The organism is Enterococcus sp. 5H (assembly GCF_028128615.1).
Taxonomy (GTDB): domain Bacteria; phylum Bacillota; class Bacilli; order Lactobacillales; family Enterococcaceae; genus Enterococcus_L.
Window position 1 is genome coordinate 397,468 of sequence record NZ_AMDP01000002.1, and the last position, 21,848, is coordinate 419,315.

23 protein-coding genes and 1 riboswitch are annotated in these 21,848 nt (G+C 34.2%); of the genes, 21 read left to right on the forward strand and 2 right to left on the reverse strand.

Annotated elements, in window-relative coordinates; translation table 11 throughout:
* The first annotated feature begins 124 nt into the window (after positions 1-124).
* From C240_RS02050 to C240_RS02090, 9 genes are all read left to right on the forward strand, one after another.
* Complete coding sequence (locus tag C240_RS02050) at positions 125-754, forward strand: NUDIX hydrolase N-terminal domain-containing protein (RefSeq protein ID WP_271490408.1); 630 nt, start codon at positions 125-127, stop codon at positions 752-754.
* 103 nt (positions 755-857) lie between these two features.
* The gene (locus tag C240_RS02055) at positions 858-1,790 is read left to right on the forward strand and encodes an alpha/beta hydrolase (RefSeq protein ID WP_271490410.1); all 933 of its coding nucleotides are present in this window, start codon (positions 858-860) and stop codon (positions 1,788-1,790) included.
* Positions 1,791-1,937: 147 nt separating this feature from the next.
* Positions 1,938-2,828: a site-specific tyrosine recombinase XerD gene (gene xerD / locus C240_RS02060; protein ID WP_271490413.1), complete on the forward strand. Its 891-nt coding sequence runs from the start codon at positions 1,938-1,940 to the stop codon at positions 2,826-2,828.
* 25 nt (positions 2,829-2,853) lie between these two features.
* The gene (locus C240_RS02065) at positions 2,854-3,216 is read left to right on the forward strand and encodes a GNAT family N-acetyltransferase (RefSeq protein WP_271490416.1); all 363 of its coding nucleotides are present in this window, start codon (positions 2,854-2,856) and stop codon (positions 3,214-3,216) included.
* A gap of 44 nt (positions 3,217-3,260) precedes the next feature.
* On the forward strand, positions 3,261-4,040 hold the full coding sequence (locus C240_RS02070) for a segregation/condensation protein A (RefSeq protein WP_333908788.1): 780 nt from the start codon (positions 3,261-3,263) through the stop codon (positions 4,038-4,040).
* A complete protein-coding gene (scpB, locus tag C240_RS02075) occupies positions 4,037-4,660 on the forward strand; it encodes an SMC-Scp complex subunit ScpB (RefSeq protein ID WP_271490422.1) in 624 nt (207 codons plus the stop codon). Before C240_RS02070 ends, scpB begins: the two co-directional genes overlap by 4 nt.
* Positions 4,661-5,377: a pseudouridine synthase gene (locus tag C240_RS02080; RefSeq protein ID WP_271490425.1), complete on the forward strand. Its 717-nt coding sequence runs from the start codon at positions 4,661-4,663 to the stop codon at positions 5,375-5,377.
* A 256-nt stretch (positions 5,378-5,633) separates the two neighbouring features.
* Positions 5,634-5,758, forward strand: a riboswitch (FMN riboswitch).
* 535 nt (positions 5,759-6,293) lie between these two features.
* Positions 6,294-6,902 (forward strand): ECF transporter S component, encoded by a 609-nt coding sequence (locus C240_RS02085; RefSeq protein ID WP_271490427.1) that lies wholly within the window; start codon positions 6,294-6,296, stop codon positions 6,900-6,902.
* Between the two features lie 122 nt (positions 6,903-7,024).
* The gene (locus C240_RS02090; RefSeq protein ID WP_271490430.1) at positions 7,025-7,753 is read left to right on the forward strand and encodes an alpha/beta hydrolase; all 729 of its coding nucleotides are present in this window, start codon (positions 7,025-7,027) and stop codon (positions 7,751-7,753) included.
* A 64-nt stretch (positions 7,754-7,817) separates the two neighbouring features.
* Here C240_RS02090 and C240_RS02095 read toward each other — a convergent pair whose 3' ends face one another.
* Positions 7,818-8,030, reverse strand: coding sequence for a ferredoxin (locus C240_RS02095; protein ID WP_271490433.1), 213 nt, complete (start codon positions 8,028-8,030; stop codon positions 7,818-7,820).
* Between the two features lie 38 nt (positions 8,031-8,068).
* Here C240_RS02095 and C240_RS02100 point away from each other — a divergent pair, with 38 nt between their 5' ends.
* The 5 genes from C240_RS02100 to rpsA all read left to right on the forward strand — a co-directional run bounded on the left by C240_RS02100 (position 8,069) and on the right by rpsA (position 13,352).
* Positions 8,069-9,100: a helix-turn-helix domain-containing protein gene (locus C240_RS02100; protein ID WP_271490436.1), complete on the forward strand. Its 1,032-nt coding sequence runs from the start codon at positions 8,069-8,071 to the stop codon at positions 9,098-9,100.
* Positions 9,097-10,533 carry a RecQ family ATP-dependent DNA helicase gene (locus tag C240_RS02105; RefSeq protein WP_271490439.1) on the forward strand — a complete coding sequence of 479 codons (1,437 nt, stop codon included), beginning with the start codon at positions 9,097-9,099 and terminating at the stop codon, positions 10,531-10,533. The genes C240_RS02100 and C240_RS02105 overlap by 4 nt, the downstream gene beginning before the upstream one ends.
* 79 nt (positions 10,534-10,612) lie before the next feature.
* Positions 10,613-11,137 carry an SAG1386/EF1546 family surface-associated protein gene (locus C240_RS02110; protein ID WP_271490442.1) on the forward strand — a complete coding sequence of 175 codons (525 nt, stop codon included), beginning with the start codon at positions 10,613-10,615 and terminating at the stop codon, positions 11,135-11,137.
* 123 nt (positions 11,138-11,260) lie between these two features.
* Positions 11,261-11,935, forward strand: a complete 675-nt coding sequence (cmk, locus tag C240_RS02115) for a (d)CMP kinase (protein WP_271490445.1) — start codon at positions 11,261-11,263, stop codon at positions 11,933-11,935.
* A gap of 205 nt (positions 11,936-12,140) precedes the next feature.
* Complete coding sequence (gene rpsA / locus C240_RS02120; protein WP_271490448.1) at positions 12,141-13,352, forward strand: 30S ribosomal protein S1; 1,212 nt, start codon at positions 12,141-12,143, stop codon at positions 13,350-13,352.
* A gap of 120 nt (positions 13,353-13,472) precedes the next feature.
* On the opposite strand, the gene C240_RS02125 is transcribed toward rpsA, so the two are convergent.
* Entirely contained in the window at positions 13,473-14,249 is a 777-nt protein-coding gene (locus tag C240_RS02125; protein WP_271490451.1) for a helix-turn-helix domain-containing protein, read from the reverse strand.
* A gap of 232 nt (positions 14,250-14,481) precedes the next feature.
* Between C240_RS02125 and C240_RS02130 the strand changes: the two genes are divergently transcribed.
* The 7 genes from C240_RS02130 to C240_RS02160 all read left to right on the forward strand — a co-directional run bounded on the left by C240_RS02130 (position 14,482) and on the right by C240_RS02160 (position 21,846).
* A complete protein-coding gene (locus C240_RS02130; RefSeq protein WP_271490454.1) occupies positions 14,482-15,822 on the forward strand; it encodes an aldehyde dehydrogenase family protein in 1,341 nt (446 codons plus the stop codon).
* A 196-nt stretch (positions 15,823-16,018) separates the two neighbouring features.
* Positions 16,019-17,329 carry a ribosome biogenesis GTPase Der gene (der, locus tag C240_RS02135; RefSeq protein WP_271490457.1) on the forward strand — a complete coding sequence of 437 codons (1,311 nt, stop codon included), beginning with the start codon at positions 16,019-16,021 and terminating at the stop codon, positions 17,327-17,329.
* 247 nt (positions 17,330-17,576) lie between these two features.
* The gene (locus C240_RS02140) at positions 17,577-17,852 is read left to right on the forward strand and encodes an HU family DNA-binding protein (RefSeq protein ID WP_010761417.1); all 276 of its coding nucleotides are present in this window, start codon (positions 17,577-17,579) and stop codon (positions 17,850-17,852) included.
* 155 nt (positions 17,853-18,007) lie between these two features.
* Positions 18,008-18,433, forward strand: a complete 426-nt coding sequence (locus C240_RS02145; RefSeq protein WP_271490489.1) for a pyridoxamine 5'-phosphate oxidase family protein — start codon at positions 18,008-18,010, stop codon at positions 18,431-18,433.
* A 553-nt stretch (positions 18,434-18,986) separates the two neighbouring features.
* A complete protein-coding gene (locus C240_RS02150; protein WP_271490492.1) occupies positions 18,987-20,051 on the forward strand; it encodes a hypothetical protein in 1,065 nt (354 codons plus the stop codon).
* A complete protein-coding gene (locus C240_RS02155) occupies positions 20,038-21,297 on the forward strand; it encodes a tetratricopeptide repeat protein (RefSeq protein WP_271490495.1) in 1,260 nt (419 codons plus the stop codon). The genes C240_RS02150 and C240_RS02155 overlap by 14 nt, the downstream gene beginning before the upstream one ends.
* A 9-nt stretch (positions 21,298-21,306) precedes the next feature.
* Entirely contained in the window at positions 21,307-21,846 is a 540-nt protein-coding gene (locus tag C240_RS02160) for a ReoY family proteolytic degradation factor (RefSeq protein ID WP_271490498.1), read from the forward strand.
* Positions 21,847-21,848 lie beyond the last annotated feature (2 nt).

The following is a 21,848-nucleotide window of genomic DNA, read 5'->3' on the forward strand; positions in this document are numbered from 1 at the left end:
CAGAGAAAGAGATTAGGCTGAAGATAAATATTCGCCTAGTCTCTTTTTATTATTTTTTTTCATTTAGAGCTAAACTACACAAACAAAATTAGTTTAGAGTAAAATGATAATTGAGGTGATTAATATGGAAAAAGAGTTAAGCATTCTATTAGCCAAACTTCAAGGTATTGCACAAACAGGTAAAAAATATGGAAATGATATTTTTGATCTAGAACGTTATGAAGAATTGGCTCAAATTACTAAGGAATTGACTAAAATTATTTATCCAGCAATATCAGATCAAAAATTATCGATTATTATCGACAAAGACGAAGGCTATGCAACACCTAAGGTTGATATTCGGGCTGTTGTTTTTAATTCAGCTGGGAAATTATTGCTTGTAAAGGAAAAAAGTGATAATGCTTGGTCTTTGCCAGGTGGTTGGGCAGATATTGGTTATTCCCCAAAAGAAATTGCTGAAAAAGAGACATTTGAAGAAGCTGGGATATTAGTGAAAGCGCAGTACTTAATTGCTGTTTTGGACAAAGCCAAGCATGATTATCCAGCAGCCTTAACCTATGTTTATAAATTTTTTATTCGTTGTGAACCACTCAATGAACAACTTAAAACAGGAGTTGAAACTGAGGATGCTCAATTTTTCTCCTTACCAGAAATTTCTATGCTAATATTGTCAGAAGAACGAGTAATAATGGAAAATATTGAAATGATTTTTAACGACTATCATAATAAAAAAGATACATTGATTTGTGATTAGCATTGCGAAAATACTTTGAAAACATTATACTATTTAAGGATTTGAAAAAGTATAGTGACAAATTTGCCAATGAGAGTTGTTGGTTAGAACAAGGAGTAAAAGGATGAATCGTTTAGTAAAAATTTTAATAGCACTAGCACTATTAATCGTAGTAATTTTGATCGGAGCAGGCATGTATTTTTATAATTATGCAGTGGTTCCTTCTGAAAAAGACTTTCTAGCTGGAGACACACCGGGAACTGATGTGGAGTCTAAAAAGCCGGAAGAAAAGTGGTTTAAAGACGAATCTAATCGGGAATACTGGGATTTAACTTCTGAAGATGGATTAAAGTTAAAGGCAATCTATTTACCCGCTGAAGAAAAAACAGATAAAAATGTTATCATGGCTCATGGATATATGGGGACTGCCGAAACAATGGCAAGCTTTGCTAAAATGTATCATGATTGGGGCTATAATGTACTTGTTCCTGATGCACGCGGACATGGCGAGAGTGAGGGAGATTATATCGGATTTGGCTGGCCCGAAAGAAAAGATTACGTTAAATGGATTGATAAGCTGATTAATGAAAATGGAAAAAATGCTCAAATCACTTTATATGGCATTAGCATGGGTGGCGCGACTGTAATGATGACAAGTGGCGAACAACTACCGGAAAATGTCAAAGCAATCGTAGAAGACTGTGGTTATTCGACTGTTAATGGTGAGTTATCCTATCAATTGAAAGATATGTTCAATTTACCATCGTTTCCGCTTATTCCCGTTACCAGCGTTATTACTAAAATTCGAGCAGGGTACTTTTTCGGAGAAGCAAGTTCCGTTGCCCAATTGAAAAAAAATAAAACACCGATTTTATTTATTCATGGTGATGCAGACAAATTCGTGCCGTTTGAAATGTTGGCAGAGGTTTATGATGCAACAAATGCACCAAAAGAAAAATTTGTTGTTAAAGGGGCAGAACATGCTCAAGCTTACAATGTAGATCCAGAAGCGTATAAAGATAAAGTTAACAGCTTTTTAACGAAATATGTAAAATAATAAAATTATCGTCATCCAGATATAATGCTGGAGGCGATTTTTTACTGTTTGAACTAAATGTATATCTGTTTTAACGATTTTTTTAATTTTACTATACATATGCTGGAATTCTTTGATATGATAATAAAAAGAAATGAGGTAAAATGAATGGAAGAACAAGTTAGGGATTATCTTCATTATTTACAAATAGAACGTGGGTTGTCTTTAAATACAAGAAAAAGTTATGAGCGAGATTTATATAAATATTTAGCATTTGTAGAAGAACAAAAGATTGATTCTTGGCAAGAAATTGATCGATACATAATTATGGAATATCTACAAAGGTTACATAGTGAACAAAATTCATCTGCTACTATTATCCGAATGATTTCTACTCTAAGAGGTTTTCATCAGTTTTTAAGACAAGAGCGGCTGACCGATCATGATCCTATGCAGCACATTGATTCACCTAAAAAAGCTCAAAAGCTTCCTAACACATTGTCCATTGATGAAGTAACTCTACTAATTGAAACACCCGATACATCAAAGCCACTAGGTATACGCAACCGTACAATTTTAGAAGTGATGTATGCGACAGGTTTACGAGTAAGCGAATTGGTTGATCTTAAAATTGGTGATTTACATTTAGCAATGGGACTTTTGCAAACACTTGGAAAAGGTGATAAAGAACGAATTATTCCATTAGGCGATTATGCCATTCAATGGATTGAAAAATATTTGGAAGAAGCACGACCGTTTTTAACTAGGAAAAATCAAAATGAAATTCGTTTATTCGTAAACAATCATGGTAAACCGCTATCACGCCAAGGGGTTTGGAAGAACTTAAAGCAAATTGTGAGAGAAGCTGGGATCGATAAAAATATAACTCCCCATACCTTACGACATAGTTTTGCAACACATTTATTAGAAAACGGTGCTGATTTAAGAATTGTTCAAGAACTTTTAGGACATGCTGATATTTCAACGACACAGATTTACACACACATTACTAAACAACGGATGGCAGATGTATACAAACAGCATTTCCCAAGGGCTTAAAAATAATATATGAGAAGGTGAAATCATGTTAAACGATTATCGAAAAGAGCAACGGAAAATTGCAATGGGACTGTTAAGTTTTCATCAAAAATTAACGGAGTATCACTCCTTACTGAAAGAAATTGATACGTATGAAGGTGACGAAAATTTACAGTTATTCTTTTGGATACCTGAAGGAGAAAATAATATTCAAGGAATCATTGGGATTGAAAAACAAATACCCGATATGATAATCGTTCATGATATCTCAATCAACCCTTCGTTTAGAGGAGAAAAATTAGGGTTTATGCTGTTAGACGAAATGACAACGGTTTATCCAAATGCACAATTTTTAGGTACATTAGCTACATCTTCCTATCTGTCTAAATGGAAAGAATACAAATCATAATTTTTATGGTAAACTAGAGAGTCGAAAAAGAAAGTTGGATGATCTTGCAGGAAATTAATGTAAAATTAGATGTTTTTGAAGGTCCTTTAGATTTGCTCTTGCATTTAATTCAAAAGTTAGAAATTGACATTTACGATATTCCAATTGCTGCAGTAACTGAACAATACATGAATTATATTCACACTATGAAAACACTAGAATTAGAAATTGCTGGTGAATATTTAGTGATGGCGGCCACACTGATGGCTATCAAAAGTAAAATGCTGTTGCCGAAACAAGAATTGGAAATATCTGATGATGACGAGAGTTTAGAAGGCGACGATCCGCGAGATGCCTTAGTTGCCCAATTATTAGAATATCGAAAATTCAAATACGCTGCAGGGCTTCTACACGAAAAAGAATCTGAACGTAGTCTGTATTATACCAAAGAACCTATGGATATAGATGAGTATAAAGAAGATAATCCATTTTTGGAACCCAACCAAATTAATACAATTGATTTATTTTTAGCGTTCCATGCTATGTTGGAAAAGAAAAAAAGTCGTCAGCCAATTGAAACTACGGTTGCAGGTGATGACGTATCTATTGAAGAAAAAATTTCAGAAATCTCAAAAAAAATGTGCCAAATTGATCGAAATACACCGATGCGTTTTGACTCTTTTTTCACCTCCTTTTCCAAACAAGAAGTTGTTACAACGTTTATGGCGTTATTAGAGTTAATGAAAAAAGGAAGCGTTCATGTAGAACAAGAAGACAATTATGGTACTATACTTTTGTATAACAGATCTGATGAAATTGAAGCAAGTACGGAGGAAACAGTGTGACCACAGTAAGTCAAATTGAAGCGATTCTATTTGTAGTTGGTGAAGAAGGAATCGGCTTAGAAGAATTATCTTATTTATTAGAGATATCAACAGCTAAAACATACGAAGCGTTGACAAATTTAAAAGAGCGGTATGATTCAGATACACAGTCAGCATTAAATATTCTAGAGGTCGGTAATCATTTTGTTTTATCTACTAAAAAAACATTTGCCCCTTTATTAAAAAAATATGCACAGTCACCAATTTCTAATTCATTATCTCAAGCAGCTCTGGAAACCTTATCAATTGTAGCCTATAAACAACCAATTTCAAGAGTAGAAGTGGATGAAATTAGAGGGGTGCAATCAGCGGGCTCGATGCAAAAATTGGTAGCACGGCAGTTGATCGAAGAAAAAGGTCGAGTGGATGGTCCAGGAAGAGCTATTTTATATGGTACAACAGCTTATTTTATGGATTATTTTGGTTTGAGATCACTCGATGAACTTCCCGACATTCATCAAATGGAAGAAGAAATCGCTGAAGAATTGCCTTTAGATCTATTCTTTGACCGCTATAAAGAATTAAATGAAGACGTTGCAGAAACAACAATAGAGTTAAATGAATCGGAGGAAGAAAAATAAATGGAAAGACTTCAAAAAGTGATTGCTCACGCAGGTGTCACTTCGCGTAGAAAAGCTGAAGAGTATATTGTTAACGGTCGTGTCAAAGTTAACGGTAAAATTGTTAAAGAATTGGGGACACAAGTTGGTAAAAACGATCAAGTCGAAGTTGACAACGTTCCAATTTATCAAGAAGAATATGGCTACTATCTATTTTATAAACCAAAAGGTGTAATTTCTGCAGTATCTGATGATAAAGGAAGAAAAGTTGTAACCGATTATTTTACCCATATAAAAGAACGAATTTATCCAGTGGGTCGCTTAGATTATGATACATCGGGACTGTTACTTTTAACAAATGATGGAACCTTTTCACAAAAATTAACACATCCAAGTCATGAAGTCGATAAAGTTTATGTAGCCAAAGTAAAAGGTCTTGCCAAAAAGCATGATTTACTACCTTTAACAAAAGGAATGAAGATTGAAGGGTACAAAACAGCACCAGCTTCGTTCCAAATTATTTCTGTAGATCTAAAAACCAATACAAGTATCATTGAACTAACAATCCATGAAGGCCGCAATCATCAAGTGAAAAAAATGCTTCAAGCGGTTGGTTATCCAGTTCAAAAATTAAAAAGAGAAAAATATGGTGACTTAACTCTTAAAGGATTAAGACCCGGTGAATATCGTAATTTAAACAAAAAAGAGATTAGCAGTTTGTTAAATCAAGCGAAATAATCATTTTGGAAAAAACGTTAAAAGCGGCTGTGACATAAATATTTGAGTTATATCTATGTCAACTAAAATCCAAATAATTGGTATGAAAAAGCCAAGCACTTCTAAAACCTGCACAATGCGTTTTATGCATTGTGCAGGTTTTAGTCTAATTGCTCCTTTTTACCGCACCGTTTGTTTCTGTGTGACACGCTGAACATAAAGATTGCATTTTCAAATTTTCATTGTATAATGATTGTGTACTAAAAATTTAATAAAGGTTCGTCTTCAGGGGCAGGGTGAAATTCCCGACCGGTGGTTATAGTCCACGACCTACTTCATTTGAGGTGGCTGAATTGGTGTAATTCCAATACCGACAGTAAAGTCTGGATAAAGAAGATAGGGCTTATTTGAATTGGCATTTTTCAGATAAGATAACTCTACTCTATTTTCCCTGCAGGAAAATAGAGTTTTTGCTGTGAATCACTACACTTCGTTCCGATCACATCAAATTCTAAGAGCTGAAGCTCTAAGATTTGAAGGACTACGATTGGTCGAAGAACAGAGTAGATGATGAACAGTACTTGGCGAGCGAAGAGAGCGAAGTTACCCAAATATTGAATCACTACACTTCGTTCCGATCACATCAAATTCTAAGGGCTGAAGCTCTAAGATTTGAAGGGCTACGATTGGTCGGAAAACAGAGTAGATGATAGCAGTATGTGGCAAAAGAAAAGAGTAACATAATATCATCAATCTCTAAAAGCTAATGCCCTTAAAGATGCAAGATAGATTAGACAAAAGTCTTATTGAGTCAAACATCAGTCAATATAAGGGAACATTTTTACTAGCTCATTCATAGTCAATAAAGAGAAATCACTGAAAAATTTAATTTGGAAAAGTTCGTTTGAAGATGGGTCCTTAAACAGGAGGATTTCATATGCGAAACAACAAGGTACAAAAAATGGTAAGTGTAGCAATGTTAGCGGCAATCGGTGTGGTTCTACAGTTCGTGGCGTTTCCAGTCATACCGGCATTCAGTTTTTTAAAAATTGACTTTAGTGATATTCCGATATTACTTAGTATGTTTTTATTTGGTCCATTGGCTGGTATTAGTACAGCCTTTATCCGATCTGTGTTGCATTTATTTATGACGGGTGCATCACCACAAAACTTGGTTGGAGATGTTACTGTATTTTTTGCAAGCATAGCGTTTACATTACCGATGTATTACTTTTTTAAACAAGGCAGCCATAAACTAGTGAATAAAGTTTTAGGTATTACTACCGGCATTCTTGCGCTGACGTTCTTTATGAGTGTGGCAAACTACTTTATCGTTACACCATTGTATTTAAAAATATTTGGTGTTTCAGCTGGTGAATTTTTAGGAATGTCTTTAGCTAAGTATGTAGCAATCGGAATAATTCCGTTCAACCTGATTAAAGGTGCACTTGTGAGTGCTGTTTTCTTAGTCTTACATGCCAAATTATTACCTTGGCTGATTCGAAAAGAAAATCAATTTAATACCAAAATAACGCAACCTAAATAGATTAAAGTCCGAGAGATAACAATTATTGTTATCTCTCGGACTTATTTTTATCTAATGAAAAGTAATTGCTGATAAGAATAAAATTATGGTATACTGTTTATCACTTGATAAGGAGGGGCATAATGCAGAAGAAACGCACACGTTTTTTAGTAATAGCTTTAGGAATCATTATTAGCTTATTAATTGTTGGGTTTATTTATGTAAAGACGATTACCTACCAACCGACTACACAAGCACTGGATATTTCAAAAAATGCGGAGCTTAAGAATGATACACTAGTCTTTGAAGGAGATAAGGATCATCCGTCTTTAATATTTTATCAAGGTGCTTTAGTAGAGAATTCTAGTTACAGCATTTGGGCTCAAAAAGTAGCAGATGCTGGCTATACAGTTTATTTAGCGAAAGAGCCGCTTAATTTAGCTGTTTTAGGACAAAATAAAGCAGAAAAAATTATTGAAGCAAATCAAGTAACTGATTATGTAATTGGTGGACATTCACTAGGCGGTGTTATGGCCAGTCGATTTGCTGCTGCTCACGAAGATCAAGACAACTTGAAAGGCGTTTTCTTTTTAGCAAGTTATCCTGATGAAAAAGGAAGTTTAGCAAATTTCAATGGTCAGGTTTTATCTTTGACTGGCTCGAATGATGGCGTATTAAACTGGGATGCTTATGAACAAGCAAAAGAATATTTACCAAAACAAACAGTTTTTGAGGAAATAAAAGGCGGAAATCATGCCGGATTTGGCAGTTACGGTGAACAAAAAGGTGACGACTCTGCTGCAATCAACAATGATGAACAACAAAGTGAAGTAGCAGAAAAACTAATTCAGTGGTTAAATACAATTGAGTAAAAAATAGGATGACAAAATCAAAGATCAACCTTTGTTTTGTTATCCTATTTTTTAGTTATAAAAACTATTTTTCATTAATCTCTATTGCACGAACCGGACATTTGCGGTACGCTAATAACGCATGATCCTTTTGATTTTCAGGAATAAATTCTTGAAGAGCTTCATGATCTTTTGTTAAAAGAACAATTCCGTCATCATTATAATCAAAAATTTCTGGTGCATACACTTGGCATAAACCGCAAGCAATGCATTTTTCAGGAATTATTTTACATAACATATGTACACATCCTATTCTAACCTTAAAGGGGTATTGAGATGGAACCTTACTTTATTTTAGCTTTATTTGGACATGGATACAAGGCAAGAACATCAACTTTGTACCATCTTTTAAAAGGCAAGCGGACAACGTCAGTATTACTCTATGGTTTCTTATATGATAATTTACGCTTTTTTCAATTGACACCCGAACTAACTGAAAGACAATTTAATAAGATGTTGAATCAATTATTCGAACAGAAGTTACTCCAATTAGATGGGGGAAGTGAAGCCCAAATAACCGATCAAGGATTACAGGTGTTTAGACAAATATCCTATTTTTATGAACATCTTGATAATTACCGTTTCGGCAAAACTGATGTAGCTATTTGGCGTTTGTTGCAATTCACGGTTCAAGTTGTGTCCCATTTATCTTATACTGACAAAAACTATATTCCACTGGAACAATCACCGCTATACCAACAACAAGTAAAATCTTTGCTTAGATCATTACCAAAAGCGCAGTTAATTAAAGCTTCAAAACAAGAATGGCAGCAAATATTTTCTTTTTTACCAAAAGAACAAGCCAATTTTTTTGCTCGACAATTTTCAGGATATCACACAATTGGTAAAACTTCTGCTCAATTATTAGAACCTGAGCTTAACAAGCTTGAACGATTTTTAACTGTAAAAGATGCATTGCATCAGTTATTAGCACTTATTTTATCATTGGAAGAAAATAGTTTGTTACGAAAGCTTATTCTGCCGTATATAAAGCAAAATGAAAATCAAAGTATGAATGAAACGAGTCAATACCTAAAGTATAATCTTTCATTAGATGAGTTAGCGAAACAGAGAAATTTAAAAAAGAGTACGGTTCAAGATCATCTATTAGAATTAGCCTTAGCTAGTGATTTTCCTTTTGAACAATATTTGTCTGAAGAAAGTGAGATCTCCTTGAACAAGTTAGTAACTCCCTATCAAAACTGGATTTATCAGGAAGAAAAACAAAAACAGCCACAACTTGATTATTTTGAGTTTCGGCTGTATCAAATAAAAAAACTTAAAGAAGAAAGAGAAGCGGACAAATGATTTTGGAAGAAGCTTTATATCAAAATTTTGGATTCCAAACATTCAAGCCAGGACAAAAGGAAGTTATCCAAGCACTTTTGAATAAACAGGATACACTAGCTGTTTTGCCAACCGGAACAGGGAAATCACTGTGCTATCAAATGGTGGGGAAATTACTTGTGGGAACAGTCCTGATTGTTTCACCGCTGTTATCGCTAATGGAAGATCAAGTAATACAGCTGCAAAAAAAAGGCGAAACACGTGTAATTGCACTTAATAGTAGTTTGTCATTTATGGAAAAACAATACGTCTTAGCCAATTTAAGCAGTTACAAGTATATATTGATAAGTCCGGAAACGTTAACGCAAAAAGAAGTGCGACAACAAATTTCTCGTTTAAATATTGCTTTATTTGTTGTGGATGAAGCTCATTGTGTTTCGCAATGGGGCGTAGATTTCCGTCCGGAATATACAAAATTAGCTCAAATTCAAAAAGAATGCGGAAACCCATTAACATTGGCATTAACGGCAACCGCTACAGCTGATGTAAAACAAGACATTCTTCAACAAGTTTTTTCTAAAAGTGAAAATATCAAAGAAATTATTTATTCAGTGAATCGGCCAAATATAGCATTAATTGTGGATAAAACCGATGAAAAAGCAGCAAAGTTGTTAAATTATTTAAGTCAATTAAAAAATAAAGGAATTATTTATTGTGCAACTAGAAAAACCGCTGAAAAACTGGATCGTCTAATAAAAGAGCAAACAGATTTGAAATCGGCGTTTTATCATGGTGGTTTAACGGCAAATGAACGAAGTTTACTTCAACAACAATTTGTTTCGAATCAATTAGATGTTTTATGTGCAACAAATGCTTTTGGTATGGGAATTGATAAGCCTGATGTCCGTTTTGTTATTCACTATGATTGTCCTGATAGTTTGGAAAATTATGTCCAAGAATTTGGTAGAGCTGGCAGAGATGGACAGCCAAGCGTAGCTATTTTACTCTATCAAAAAGGGGATGAATCCATTCATTACTATTTTCAAACAGAAACTCGTCAAGATCGAGAAGTCTTAAATCAACTATTCACTGATAAAACGGAAATCCGAGAAGAAGTTTTAACAAATTTGAATGAAATTCAGCAAAAATGGGTTCAGGGTTTTCTAGAAAAAGAATATACTTTTGAAGAATTAGAACAAAGATTATTAAGAAAAGAGAAAGATCGTTATCGACAGTTAAGTAGTATGTTAAACTATATCAACGAAGCTAAATGCCGTCGTGAGTTTATTCAGCATTATTTTTCAGAAAAAATTAGTAAAAAAACGCAGAAAAATTGCTGTGACTGCTGTGGCTTATTCTTTGACAATTATCAAGCTCAAATAGTACAATCACCAGAAGAAAAAGAAATCTCTGAACAATGGGAGGACATTTTACTAAGATTATTTAAAGAATGAAAATAATCTTTTTTTAAACTGCAGTTCACAAAAAGCTGTGGTATAATAACAAACGAGAGAATTTTAGGAGGAACAATACGTGAGTAAAAGAGATAAGAAAAAAACATCAGGAGCACGTGAACCTTGGGAGCAATCAATCTATGATACTGATAAAGATACTGGCAGTTCCCGTTCAGAGAAACGTCAACAAAAAAAAGGAAATACGGTATTTCTGACTATTTTAGTTATCTTGCTACTATTGATTATTGCTTTACCAGTAGGTACCTATCTTTATGTAATGAGAGATAATTCTAGCGATAATAAAAATGCGAGCCAACCTTCATCATCTGTCGTTGTTCAATCTTCAACAAAAGAAAGTAGCTCAGAATCAACTGCTGCGTCTAGTGAAGCACAAGAGCAATCAACTGCAGAAGCTGAAACACCAGCGGAAACTACGCCAACTACTCAAGCTGACGAAGCAGCGGTCTATACAGAAGTACTTAGCGGCGAAGGTCCCAATCAGGTTGCGACAAGAAATGGAATTACAACGGAAGAGCTATTGCAATTAAATGGTTTAAGCTTAGATTCTGTTTTACAGCCAGGTCAATCTTTACGTGTTAAATAAATTAGGTAAAAGTTAACAGTTGCTTCTGTTAACTTCTTTGCCTTGTTAATCGGGGGTCTGAAGCAAAACGAATCATGTTTTGTACCAGACTCTTTTACTATGTAGTCACTAAAGGAGTTTATTATGAAAAAAATTAGTATAGCAATTGATGGTCCAGCATCATCTGGGAAAAGTACGGTAGCTAAGATTTTAGCTAAGCAATTAAATTATATTTATTGTGACACAGGAGCTATGTATCGAGCGCTGACTTATTTGGCAATTAAAGAAAATGTTGATTTTGAAAATGAGTCGGGTCTTGTTGAACTATGTTTAGCTCATACTATTTCATTTAAGCAAACCGAGGCAGAACAACTAGTTTTTATCGATGATAGGGAAGTAACGAAAGAAATTAGACAACCTGATGTGACAAATTCTGTTTCAATAGTGGCAAAACACGCGCTTGTTCGTGAAAAATTGGTGCAATTACAACAAAAAATTGGTGAAGCTGGCGGAGTAGTAATGGACGGACGTGATATTGGTACGGCAGTTCTGCCTGATGCAGAAGTGAAAATTTTTTTAGTTGCAAGTGTAGAAGAAAGAGCGCAACGGCGTTACAAAGAAAATCAGGAAAAAGGGATTCAAACAGATTTTGAAACATTAAAAAAAGAAATTGAACACCGTGATTATTTGGATTCAACACGTGAAGTATCACCGCTAAAACAAGCAATTGATGCTGTTAAAATTGATACGACAGGGATGAACATTACTGAAGTCGTTCAAGCTATAGAATCCGTTATACAGCAGAAGAATATCAACTAAATTCCCATGGTTACACGCTATCTAACTCGATTTATAGAAATTGAAATGACACTTTATTTGTCTTTAAGATAGAAAAGTACTTCTTATTTTGAAGAAAAACTAGAAAATAAGAGAAATCGCTTTATTTTTTTGATAAAATCCCTTACTATAAAGGGAGTAGGTCAGTTTTTACGAATTTTTTGGTGGCATAGGAGGATAAGTATTCATGACAGAAGACAAACAAGTGGAAAACAACAACGAAACAATGGAAGCTGCATTGAACAGTTTTCAAGAAGTAAGCGTCGGTGACATCGTTAAAGGTGAAGTGCTTGCTGTTGAAGACAAACAAGTGATTGTAGGTATTGAAGGTGCTGGAGTTGAAGGTGTTGTACCAGCAAAAGAATTATCTACAACTCAAGTAGAAGATATCAACGAACTAGTAAAAGTCGGTGATACTTTGGATTTAGTTGTAATCACATCAATTGGCAAAGACAAAGAAAATGGCAGTTATTTACTTTCTAAACGCCGTTTGGATGCTAAAAAAATCTGGGAAGAAATCGAACAAGATTTCCAATCTGGAAAAATTATTGAAGCGCCTGTTACCAACGTAGTTAAAGGCGGCTTAGTTGTTGATGTCGGTGTACGTGGGTTTGTGCCAGCATCAATGGTAGAAGATCATTTTGTAGCTGATTTTTCAGAATACAAAGGTCAAACATTAGCATTTAAAATTATTGAAATTGAACCATCTGAAAACCGGTTGATTTTGTCTCATAAAGCAGTCGTTGAAGCTGAGAAAAGTTCCAAGAAAAAAGACATTCTTGCTCAACTTCATGATGGAGATATCGTTGAAGGTAAAGTTGCTCGTTTAACAGACTTTGGAGCATTTATTGATTTAGGCGGTATTGACGGTTTAGTTCACGTTTCTGAAATTGCGCATCAACATGTTGGCAAACCAAGTGATGTGTTGACTGTCGGTGACGATGTAAAAGTTAAGATCTTATCAATTAATCCTGACGAAGAACGTGTTTCTTTATCAATTAAAGAAACTTTAGCAGGACCGTGGGAGGATATTGAAACTAAGGCAGCAGTTGGCTCTGTTCTTGATGGTACAGTAAAACGCTTAACTAGTTTTGGTGCTTTTGTTGAAGTATTCCCAGGTGTTGAAGGCTTAGTTCACATTTCTCAAATTTCACATAAACATATTGCAACACCTCATGAAGTCTTACAAGAAGGTGAAGCAGTTAAAGTGAAAGTATTAGAAGTTAATCCGGATGAACACCGTATAGCCTTAAGTATTAAAGCATTAGAAGCGAAACCTGAATCTCAGGAAGAACCAAAAGATGTCCAAGAATATGAATTGCCAGAAGAAAATACTGGTTTTACAATGGGCGATATTTTAGGTGATGCTTTAAAAGATCATGATACAGATTCTGAATAAATAAATATTTCAAAGCGAGATAAGACTGATTTATGGTTTTATCTCGCTTTTTAGTTCAAACCAGAAAATCAAAAAAGTAGCGTAGGCACAAAAATGTGATGCGCTACTTTTTTCTCATACTTAATGATAAACTACTCTTAAATCAGCTGGTGTGTGAGCTCCTTGGTATAATTTACGAAATTGATGTGGTGACTGACCGACTTTTTTCTTGAATAGCTTACTGAAATAGGTAGAATCGATATAACCAACTGTACCAGAAATTTCAGTGATGGATTCTTCAGTTCTCATTAACAATTGTTTAGCTTTTTCAATCCGATAAGTAGTCAAATAATCAATAAAGTTCATTCCGACAGTTTCTTTAAAAAAGCGACTAGTATAATGTCGATTTAGATGCATAATATCTGCTAAAGTAGCTAGATTAATTTCTTCATTGTAGTGATCGTGTATGTAGTCAAGTATGGTATTAATTTGTTCTTTTGCCAAAACTGTAGGTTTGTTGTTCAATACATCCATTAATGAAACTTGGTTTAAAGATTTAACACTACGGTCAATGGCAAATTTTAATTCATTAGAGTCAATCGGTGTAAGTAAGTAATCAATTACGCTGCATCGTAACGCTTGATGAACACTTTGGAAATCAGTACATGCTGTTAAAATGATTACTTTGATATTCGGAAATTGTTGTACAATTTCTCGTTTAACAAGAAAACCATCTACATCCAAATGATCGATCGCAATTAGCAAAATTTCTGGAACATATTTTTCGGCAATCATTAATGCTTCCGCTTGTGTGCTGGCAAAAGGTAAAATTTTAATATTCATAAAAGAATCATGGATGGTCTGTTGAAGTAAATTTTGTTCACTTGAGTCATTACTGGCAATTAGTAATCGGCACATAAAAAGTCCTCCATTTCATATATATAAATAATTATTGTCGTTTGTGAATATTACTTTATGACTCTATCATACTATTAATAAACAGCGCTTTCAATACCGAATATTTGTGAAAAAAATACATTCAAAGAAGTAGATTTTGTCCATAATTTTCATAAAAATCTCCCTAACAAATTTGGCTAAATGAATTAACATTAGTTTGTAAGCGTTATACAGCGGAAGGGGAGAATAAAAAATGATAGAAAAAATCAAGGTAGAAGAAATTGAAGTATTGGTAGAAAAGGCTAAACAAGCCCAAGCGGAATATGAAACTTTTACTCAACAACAAGTGGACAAGATTGTTAAAAATGTGTATCAGCAAACACTAGCTAATGCCGAAAAACTTGCAGTATTAGCAAATGAAGAAACTGGTTTTGGGAAAGTGTCAGATAAGGTAATCAAAAATACTTTTGCTAGTGAGCAAGTATATCAAAGTATTAAGGATGTTCCTACTGTAGGAATTATTAATCGAATTGAAGACAAAAAAATGATAGAAATTGGGATTCCTTTAGGTGTTGTTGCAGGGTTAATTCCATCAACAAACCCAACTGCAACAACTATTTTTAAATCATTGATTGCACTAAAAACTAGAAATGCAATTGTTTTTTCGCCACATCCTAAAGCCTTAAAATCTATTTTAACAGCTGTTGAGATTATTGAACAAGCTGCTGTTGAAGCGGGAGCGCCCTCGGGATTGGTTCAAGTAATCCAGAATCCAACATTAGATGCAACCAGTGCACTAATGAAACACGAAAATATTGCGTTGATTCTTGCAACTGGAGGAAAAGCAATGGTTCAAGCAGCCTATAGTTCAGGAAATCCTGCAATTGGTGTCGGACCAGGTAACGTTCCTGTCTTAATTGATGAAACAGCAGATCTTAAGCATGCAATTGACTGTGTTATAAGTAGTAAAACATTTGATAATGGCATAATTTGTGCTTCTGAACAAGCTCTAGTTGTTGATGCATCAGTAAAAGCATCCGTCATAAAAGAATTAAAAGAAAAACAAGCATATTTTATGAATTCAGAAGAATCTCAAAAGATAAGTCAATTTATTTTAAGAGAAACAGGTACTCTGAATCCTGAAATCGTTGGAAAAAGTGCTTTTGATGTAGCAAAATTAGTTGGACTAAATGTACCGGAAACGACTACTATTTTAATTTCTGAACAAACGGAAATTAGTTCACACAATCCATATTCAAGAGAAAAATTAACACCAATTCTTGGACTTTATACCGTTGACTCATTTGAACAAGGGATTGCAACGTGTAAAGCTCTACTGGCAAATGAAGGAACTGGTCACACAGCAGTCATCCATACAACGACAGATGCTAATGCTGAACAATTTGGTTTGGAAATGAGAGCTTCCCGTATTTTGGTAAACACTTTAGGAGCTTTGGGAGCGATTGGTGCAACAACAGGATTAGCTCCGTCAATGACATTGGGCTGTGGCGCCATGGGAGGCAGCAGTACAACAGATAATATTACAGCTCATCATTTAATGAATGTGAAACGAATTGCTTATGGTGTTGAATAAATAAGAATTAAACATTTGATTTCTACTGACCTATGATTGCAGTCATTTAATAACTGTAATCGTAGGTTGTTTATATATCTGTGAGAAATGACGATTTTGAGTGTCTAATTTCACATATTTTATCAGTTTTTCTTGCATCTTAGACGCGCTTTAGGTAAACTAGTAAGGATTGAAAGCTGTCAAGGAGGTAGTTTGAATGGCAAATCCAACAATTGCAATTGTCGGTCGCCCAAATGTTGGGAAGTCGACAATTTTTAACCGGATAGCTGGTGAAAGAATCTCTATTGTAGAGGACACACCAGGAGTAACCAGAGATCGCATTTATACCACAGGAGAGTGGTTAGGACGCGAATTTAGTATTATTGATACAGGTGGAATTGATTTAGGTGACGAGCCTTTTATGGATCAAATTAAGTATCAAGCAGAAATCGCAATTGAAGAAGCAGATGTAATCATTTTCGTCGCTAGTGGTAGAGAAGGTGTTACAGATGCCGATGAATTAGTTGCTAAAATTTTGTACCGCAGCAAAAAACCAGTTATTTTAGCTGTAAATAAAGTAGACAATCCAGAAATGAGAAATGAAATTTATGAATTTTATTCTTTAGGATTAGGTGATCCATTCCCAGTTTCGGGAAGTCATGGCTTAGGCCTTGGAGATGTACTGGATGAAGCAGTGAAACACTTTTCGACTGAAATTGAGGAAGATGATGAAGATACAATCAAATTTAGTTTGATCGGTCGCCCGAATGTAGGGAAATCTTCATTAATTAATGCGATCCTTGGAGAAGAACGAGTGATTGTTTCTGAGATTGAAGGTACAACACGTGACGCGATTGATACGTATTTTGAATCAGAAGATGGTCAAAAATTCTTAATGATTGATACTGCGGGAATGCGCAAACGTGGGAAGGTCTACGAAAGTACAGAAAAATATAGTGTAATGCGTGCAATGCGTGCTATTGAGCGCTCAGACATTGTTCTAATGGTGTTAAACGCAGAAGAAGGTATTCGGGAGCAAGATAAGAAAGTTGCTGGATACGCTCATGAGGCAGGACGAGGTATTATTATCGTCGTTAATAAGTGGGATACTGTTGAAAAAGAAACGAATACTATGCGTGATTTTGAAGAAGAAATTCGTGATGAGTTCCAATATTTAGATTATGCACCAATTATTTTTGTTTCAGCTCTGACAAAACAACGCTTAAATAAATTACCTGACTTGATTGAAACAGTCAGCATGAATCAAAATTTACGAATTCCTTCAGCATTATTAAATGATGTAGTAATGGATGCGATCGCGATCAACCCAACGCCAACAGACAAAGGTAAACGTTTGAAAGTATTTTATGCGACACAAGTAGCGATTAAACCCCCAACATTTGTTATTTTCGTAAATGAGGAAGAATTAATGCATTTTTCTTATGCAAGATTTTTAGAAAATCAAATTCGTAAAGCTTTTACTTTTGAAGGAACACCAATTAAAATTATTCCAAGAAGGCGTAAATAGCGCATTTTACCACACTTTTTTCAAATGTACAAATAAATTCTTCAAGTTATAAAAAAAAATGACATTTTTAGAAAAAAGTGGTTAAAAAGCATCAAAAACCTTGCTATTACAAGCTTCCTATGATATCGTGATAACAGAATATTGAACCAATTCAATATTTATACGTCGTTTTTGGACCACTCAAAAATAAGCGTATTTAAGGTATCTATTAGATATCCTATCCCTTGTTGAGGAGGTGAAATAATCCATGGCAAATAAAGCAGAATTAATCGAAAACGTTGCATCTTCAACTGGTTTAACTAAAAAAGACGCAACTGCAGCAGTGGATGCTGTATTTTCAACAATCCAAGAATCTCTTGCTAAAGGTGAAAAAGTTCAATTAATCGGTTTTGGTAACTTTGAAGTACGCGAACGCGCTGCTCGTAAAGGACGTAACCCACAAACTGGTAAAGAAATTCAAATCGCTGCAAGTAAAGTACCTGCGTTCAAACCAGGTAAAGCGTTGAAAGATGCTGTTAAATAAGACAGTTCTAAGAACCCTTGATTATTCAAGGGTTCTTTCTTTATTTTGGATATAGTCTGTTAGAATGCACTTGAATTTTTCTTTTTTATTTGAAATCTCTATTTTTTATTTAAACTTCATGGTATATTAATAAGGAAATAGGGAGGAGATACATTGTGGATAAAAAGGTGATCGAACATGCAAAGGAATTGCTAGATTTAAGTGAATCATTTTTACTTACTACAAATGATAGAAATGGATTTCCCAACACAATTGTTGTATCTAAACCTATTGTGAGGGCCAGTTTTCATAGTTTAAAGTTTTACGTTGACGGAAGTGGCCAAACAGTAGATAATATCGGGCGAAATAATAAAGGAAATATCTGCTGCTACAGTGAATCAGGTCGTGAAAGCCTATTATTAAAAGGTGTTTTTAGCGTTGAGATGATTGAAGATTTCAAGCTTATTGAAGATCGTTTAAATATTTATCAAAAAGAATTAAATCATCAGAATCCAGTCATTCTGTCTTTTGAAGTCTATACTGTAAAAGTTCATTCTCAGACAAAAACTTTTCATAATGATATTGGTGATTTTAGTATTTAGAAAGCAAAAAAGGTTTGGAAATTTTATATTCCAAGCTTTTTTAGTATCTATTGGAATCAACAAAAATCCGAATAAACGGTGTGAAAAGTTAGGCACTCCATTTCAAGGCTTCGACAATTTCGTAAAACCCGCACAATGCTTAAAACGCATTGTGCGGGTTCTAGTCCGTTTGCTCAAGTCTAAACGACTTTTGTCAAACCTCTTAAAGGATAAGAAATAATTAGTTATGTTTAAAGCAGTATACATTTAAATACTAATTATTTGTATCTGACCGAATCACTCTTTATTCTGATTAAAGTAGTTTGATAAAAAAGTGCGCTATGTTTTTTATTAAGTACTCTAACAGAATAAATTTATTATAACAATAAAATAAGGTTATTTTAATAATAATGCTTGAAGAGATTCGATTTTTTAATGAATAAATCATGTATTTGGTTAAGAAAAAATAAAGTATCGATATTTTATTGCTTAAACGATTTATTTTAAAATAGGGACTCTACCTCTTTTGGTTTTGTAGTAAGTAATGGTAAAATATAGAAGAGGGAGGTTCGTGATGGAAAAAATCTATAAGAAAAGTCGGTTTCAATCAACCATTATCTATGGTGAAACTTTTGCATCTCAGATTAAGCACAATTCAACTAACGGAAAGCACATTTTTTTAATCACGAATCAACGTTACTATGATTTGTTTTCTGAAAAGCTGGTGCAGTTGTTTGAAAATAAGCAAGCACTCGACTGGTATATTTGTAAAAACGACGCTCGTTGTAATAATTTGAATGAGTTGGAAAATTTATTAGCTTTTTTAGCGGACTTTAATTTACAGGAAGAGTATTTATTTTTAGGTGTTGGAAATGAAGGCGTTATTCAACTAACTAATTTTTTACATCAATCAGCTGTGTTAAAATCAACATGTTGGTTACTACCGCTCTCGATTCGTTCCTTCAGCAAAAGTTTAATTGGAAGTGCTCAAATTGAGTTGAAAAACCGACCTGTTTTACAAATACCAGTTTTAGCAGAAAAGATTATTTATGATCGGACGTTAACGACGGACCAAGGAGAAGGCAAACTGGTTGATTTTCTTGTTTTTATCCGGTGTGGGTTAGTGTCTAGTCATGAATTTCTAAGAATGCTTTTTAAAAACTACAGTACTCAAACCCGATTAAATCAACAGTCGTTTAATGGTATGCTGGATGAAATGATTCGTTATTACGAACAATCAGGAAACGAAATCGATCAGTTTGGTAAACTATTTGAACAAGGATTTTCAGAATCAGTGAATGGTTCTCTTTTATCCAGTCATATGAAACGCCTTCTAGGTTGTTTGTTACAATTACTTTGGTCACAAGAAAAGAACCAATTTTCGTTTCATTATAAAAATTTTATTATCTGGCTGATTCGTTTGGGATTTCCAGTAGATTTTCCTGAACAAATATTAGTGAGCGATTATGTAGAAGGTGTGTTAAAATGCATAGATCGAGGTCAAACAGCACTATGTTTAAAAGAAATAGGGGAGATTGATAGTATTCAGTTACCTACAACAGAAGAGTTATTGATGACCGTAGAAAAGTATAAAACAACATTATTAGAGATTAGAGGACATATAAATGACAACGTATAGTGAAAAAATGTTACATGCTTTGCATGATGAAGATTTAGCTCAAGCCCAATTATTTCTTCAAGAAGCCATTAGAAAAGACGATGATGATACACTGGCTGATTTAGGTGAGGAACTATTGTCTCTAGGTTTTTTAGAAGAAGCAAAAGAAGTATTTGAACATTTAGTAGAACTATTTCCAAATGTGGACGGCTTGAATATTCCGTTAGCAGAAATTGCAATTGAAAATAATTTGGTTGACGAAGCATTTGCCTATTTAGAAAAAGTTAGTAAAGAAAGTGATAGCTATGTTCAAAGTTTACTTGTGACAGCAGATTTGTATCAAGTTATTGGTATTCCGGAAGTTAGTGAAGCAAAATTAAAGGAAGCACAGCGTATTTTACCAGATGAACCATTGATCCAATTTGCTTTAGGTGAGTTGTATTTTGTTAATGGTCAATTTCGTGAAGCAGCGGAGATGTATCAGGAATTATTAGAAGCTCAAGTAACTGAAATCTCTAGTGTTTCTATGAATGAGCGAATTGGTTCAAGTTTTAGCATGCTGGGAGAATTTGAGGAAGCCATTCCATTTTTAGAAAAAGCTATTAATGAAGACCAGACAGATGATCGTTTATTCCAATTAGCTTTCACTTATTTACAGTTACACGAAAATCAAAAGGCGATCGCACTTTTACAGCAACTTAAGGCGCTAAATCCACATTATCAATCCCTTTATTTATCATTAGGTGAAGCGTTACAGGAAGAGGAACAATTGGAAGAAGCTCGTGAAGTGTTAGCTGAAGGAATCAAGGAAAATCCATTCCAAGTTGATTTATATCAGTTAGCTTCTGAAAATGCTTATCGTTTACATGATACTGCTCAAGCAGAGGTATTATTAAAACAAGCTCTTGAACTTGGTGAAAAGGCGGATGAAACAAGACTTACTCTGAGTAATTTATATTTAAACGAACAACGATTTGATGAAGTAATCGAAACAGTCAAGCAAATGGAAGAACAAGGGCATCCGTATGGTGAATGGAATTTAGCACACGCCTATAATGAACTCGAAGAATTTGATTTAGCCAAAGTTCATTTCGAACAAGCCTATCAAGAATTGAGTCACGAGCCTGAATTTCTGAAAGAATATGCTGTTTTTCTTCGTGAAGAGGGACAGTTGGAAAAGGCCAAAGAATTATTAACGCACTACCTACAGCATGAACCAGGCGATAATGAAGCACAATCATTGTTGGATGATATTGAAGAAAGATAGGTGGTCAACATGTTTGTCAATGTCTCAGATAAAAAAGAATTCTTAGTTTGGTTAGTTAATAATATTTCATTTAGCCAAAGAGAAGTTTTGTGGATTTTAAATTATCTAATCAATCATGAAGCTATTTTAAATAATGTCCATTTTGTTGAAAAAGCAGATAAAGCGACGCGCGGATTGAAAGTTACATCAAACGAGATTGATGGTGAACCGATTAAGTTATTTCTATCGGGAAAAGAATTTACTGATACCGATCAAATTTTTCATGAAATTCGAATGAATTGGAAAGACGCTTTGTATCTTGAGTGTATCTTTGATGCATCTTGGCAGAATAGTCAATATCTATCTATTTTAGAAGACAATCCATATGCACGATGGAATGAGCAGATCAGCGAAGAAATTGTTGAAAATATCAATGCATTTTTTGTAGAGGAAGAGAAACAAGCGAAAATGGATCTTTTATACAAGCAAATTGATTTAGCGTTAGAAGACAACAATTATGAAGCTTTTTTAGAATTAACTGATGAATTGAATAGACTTCAAAATACTTAAAA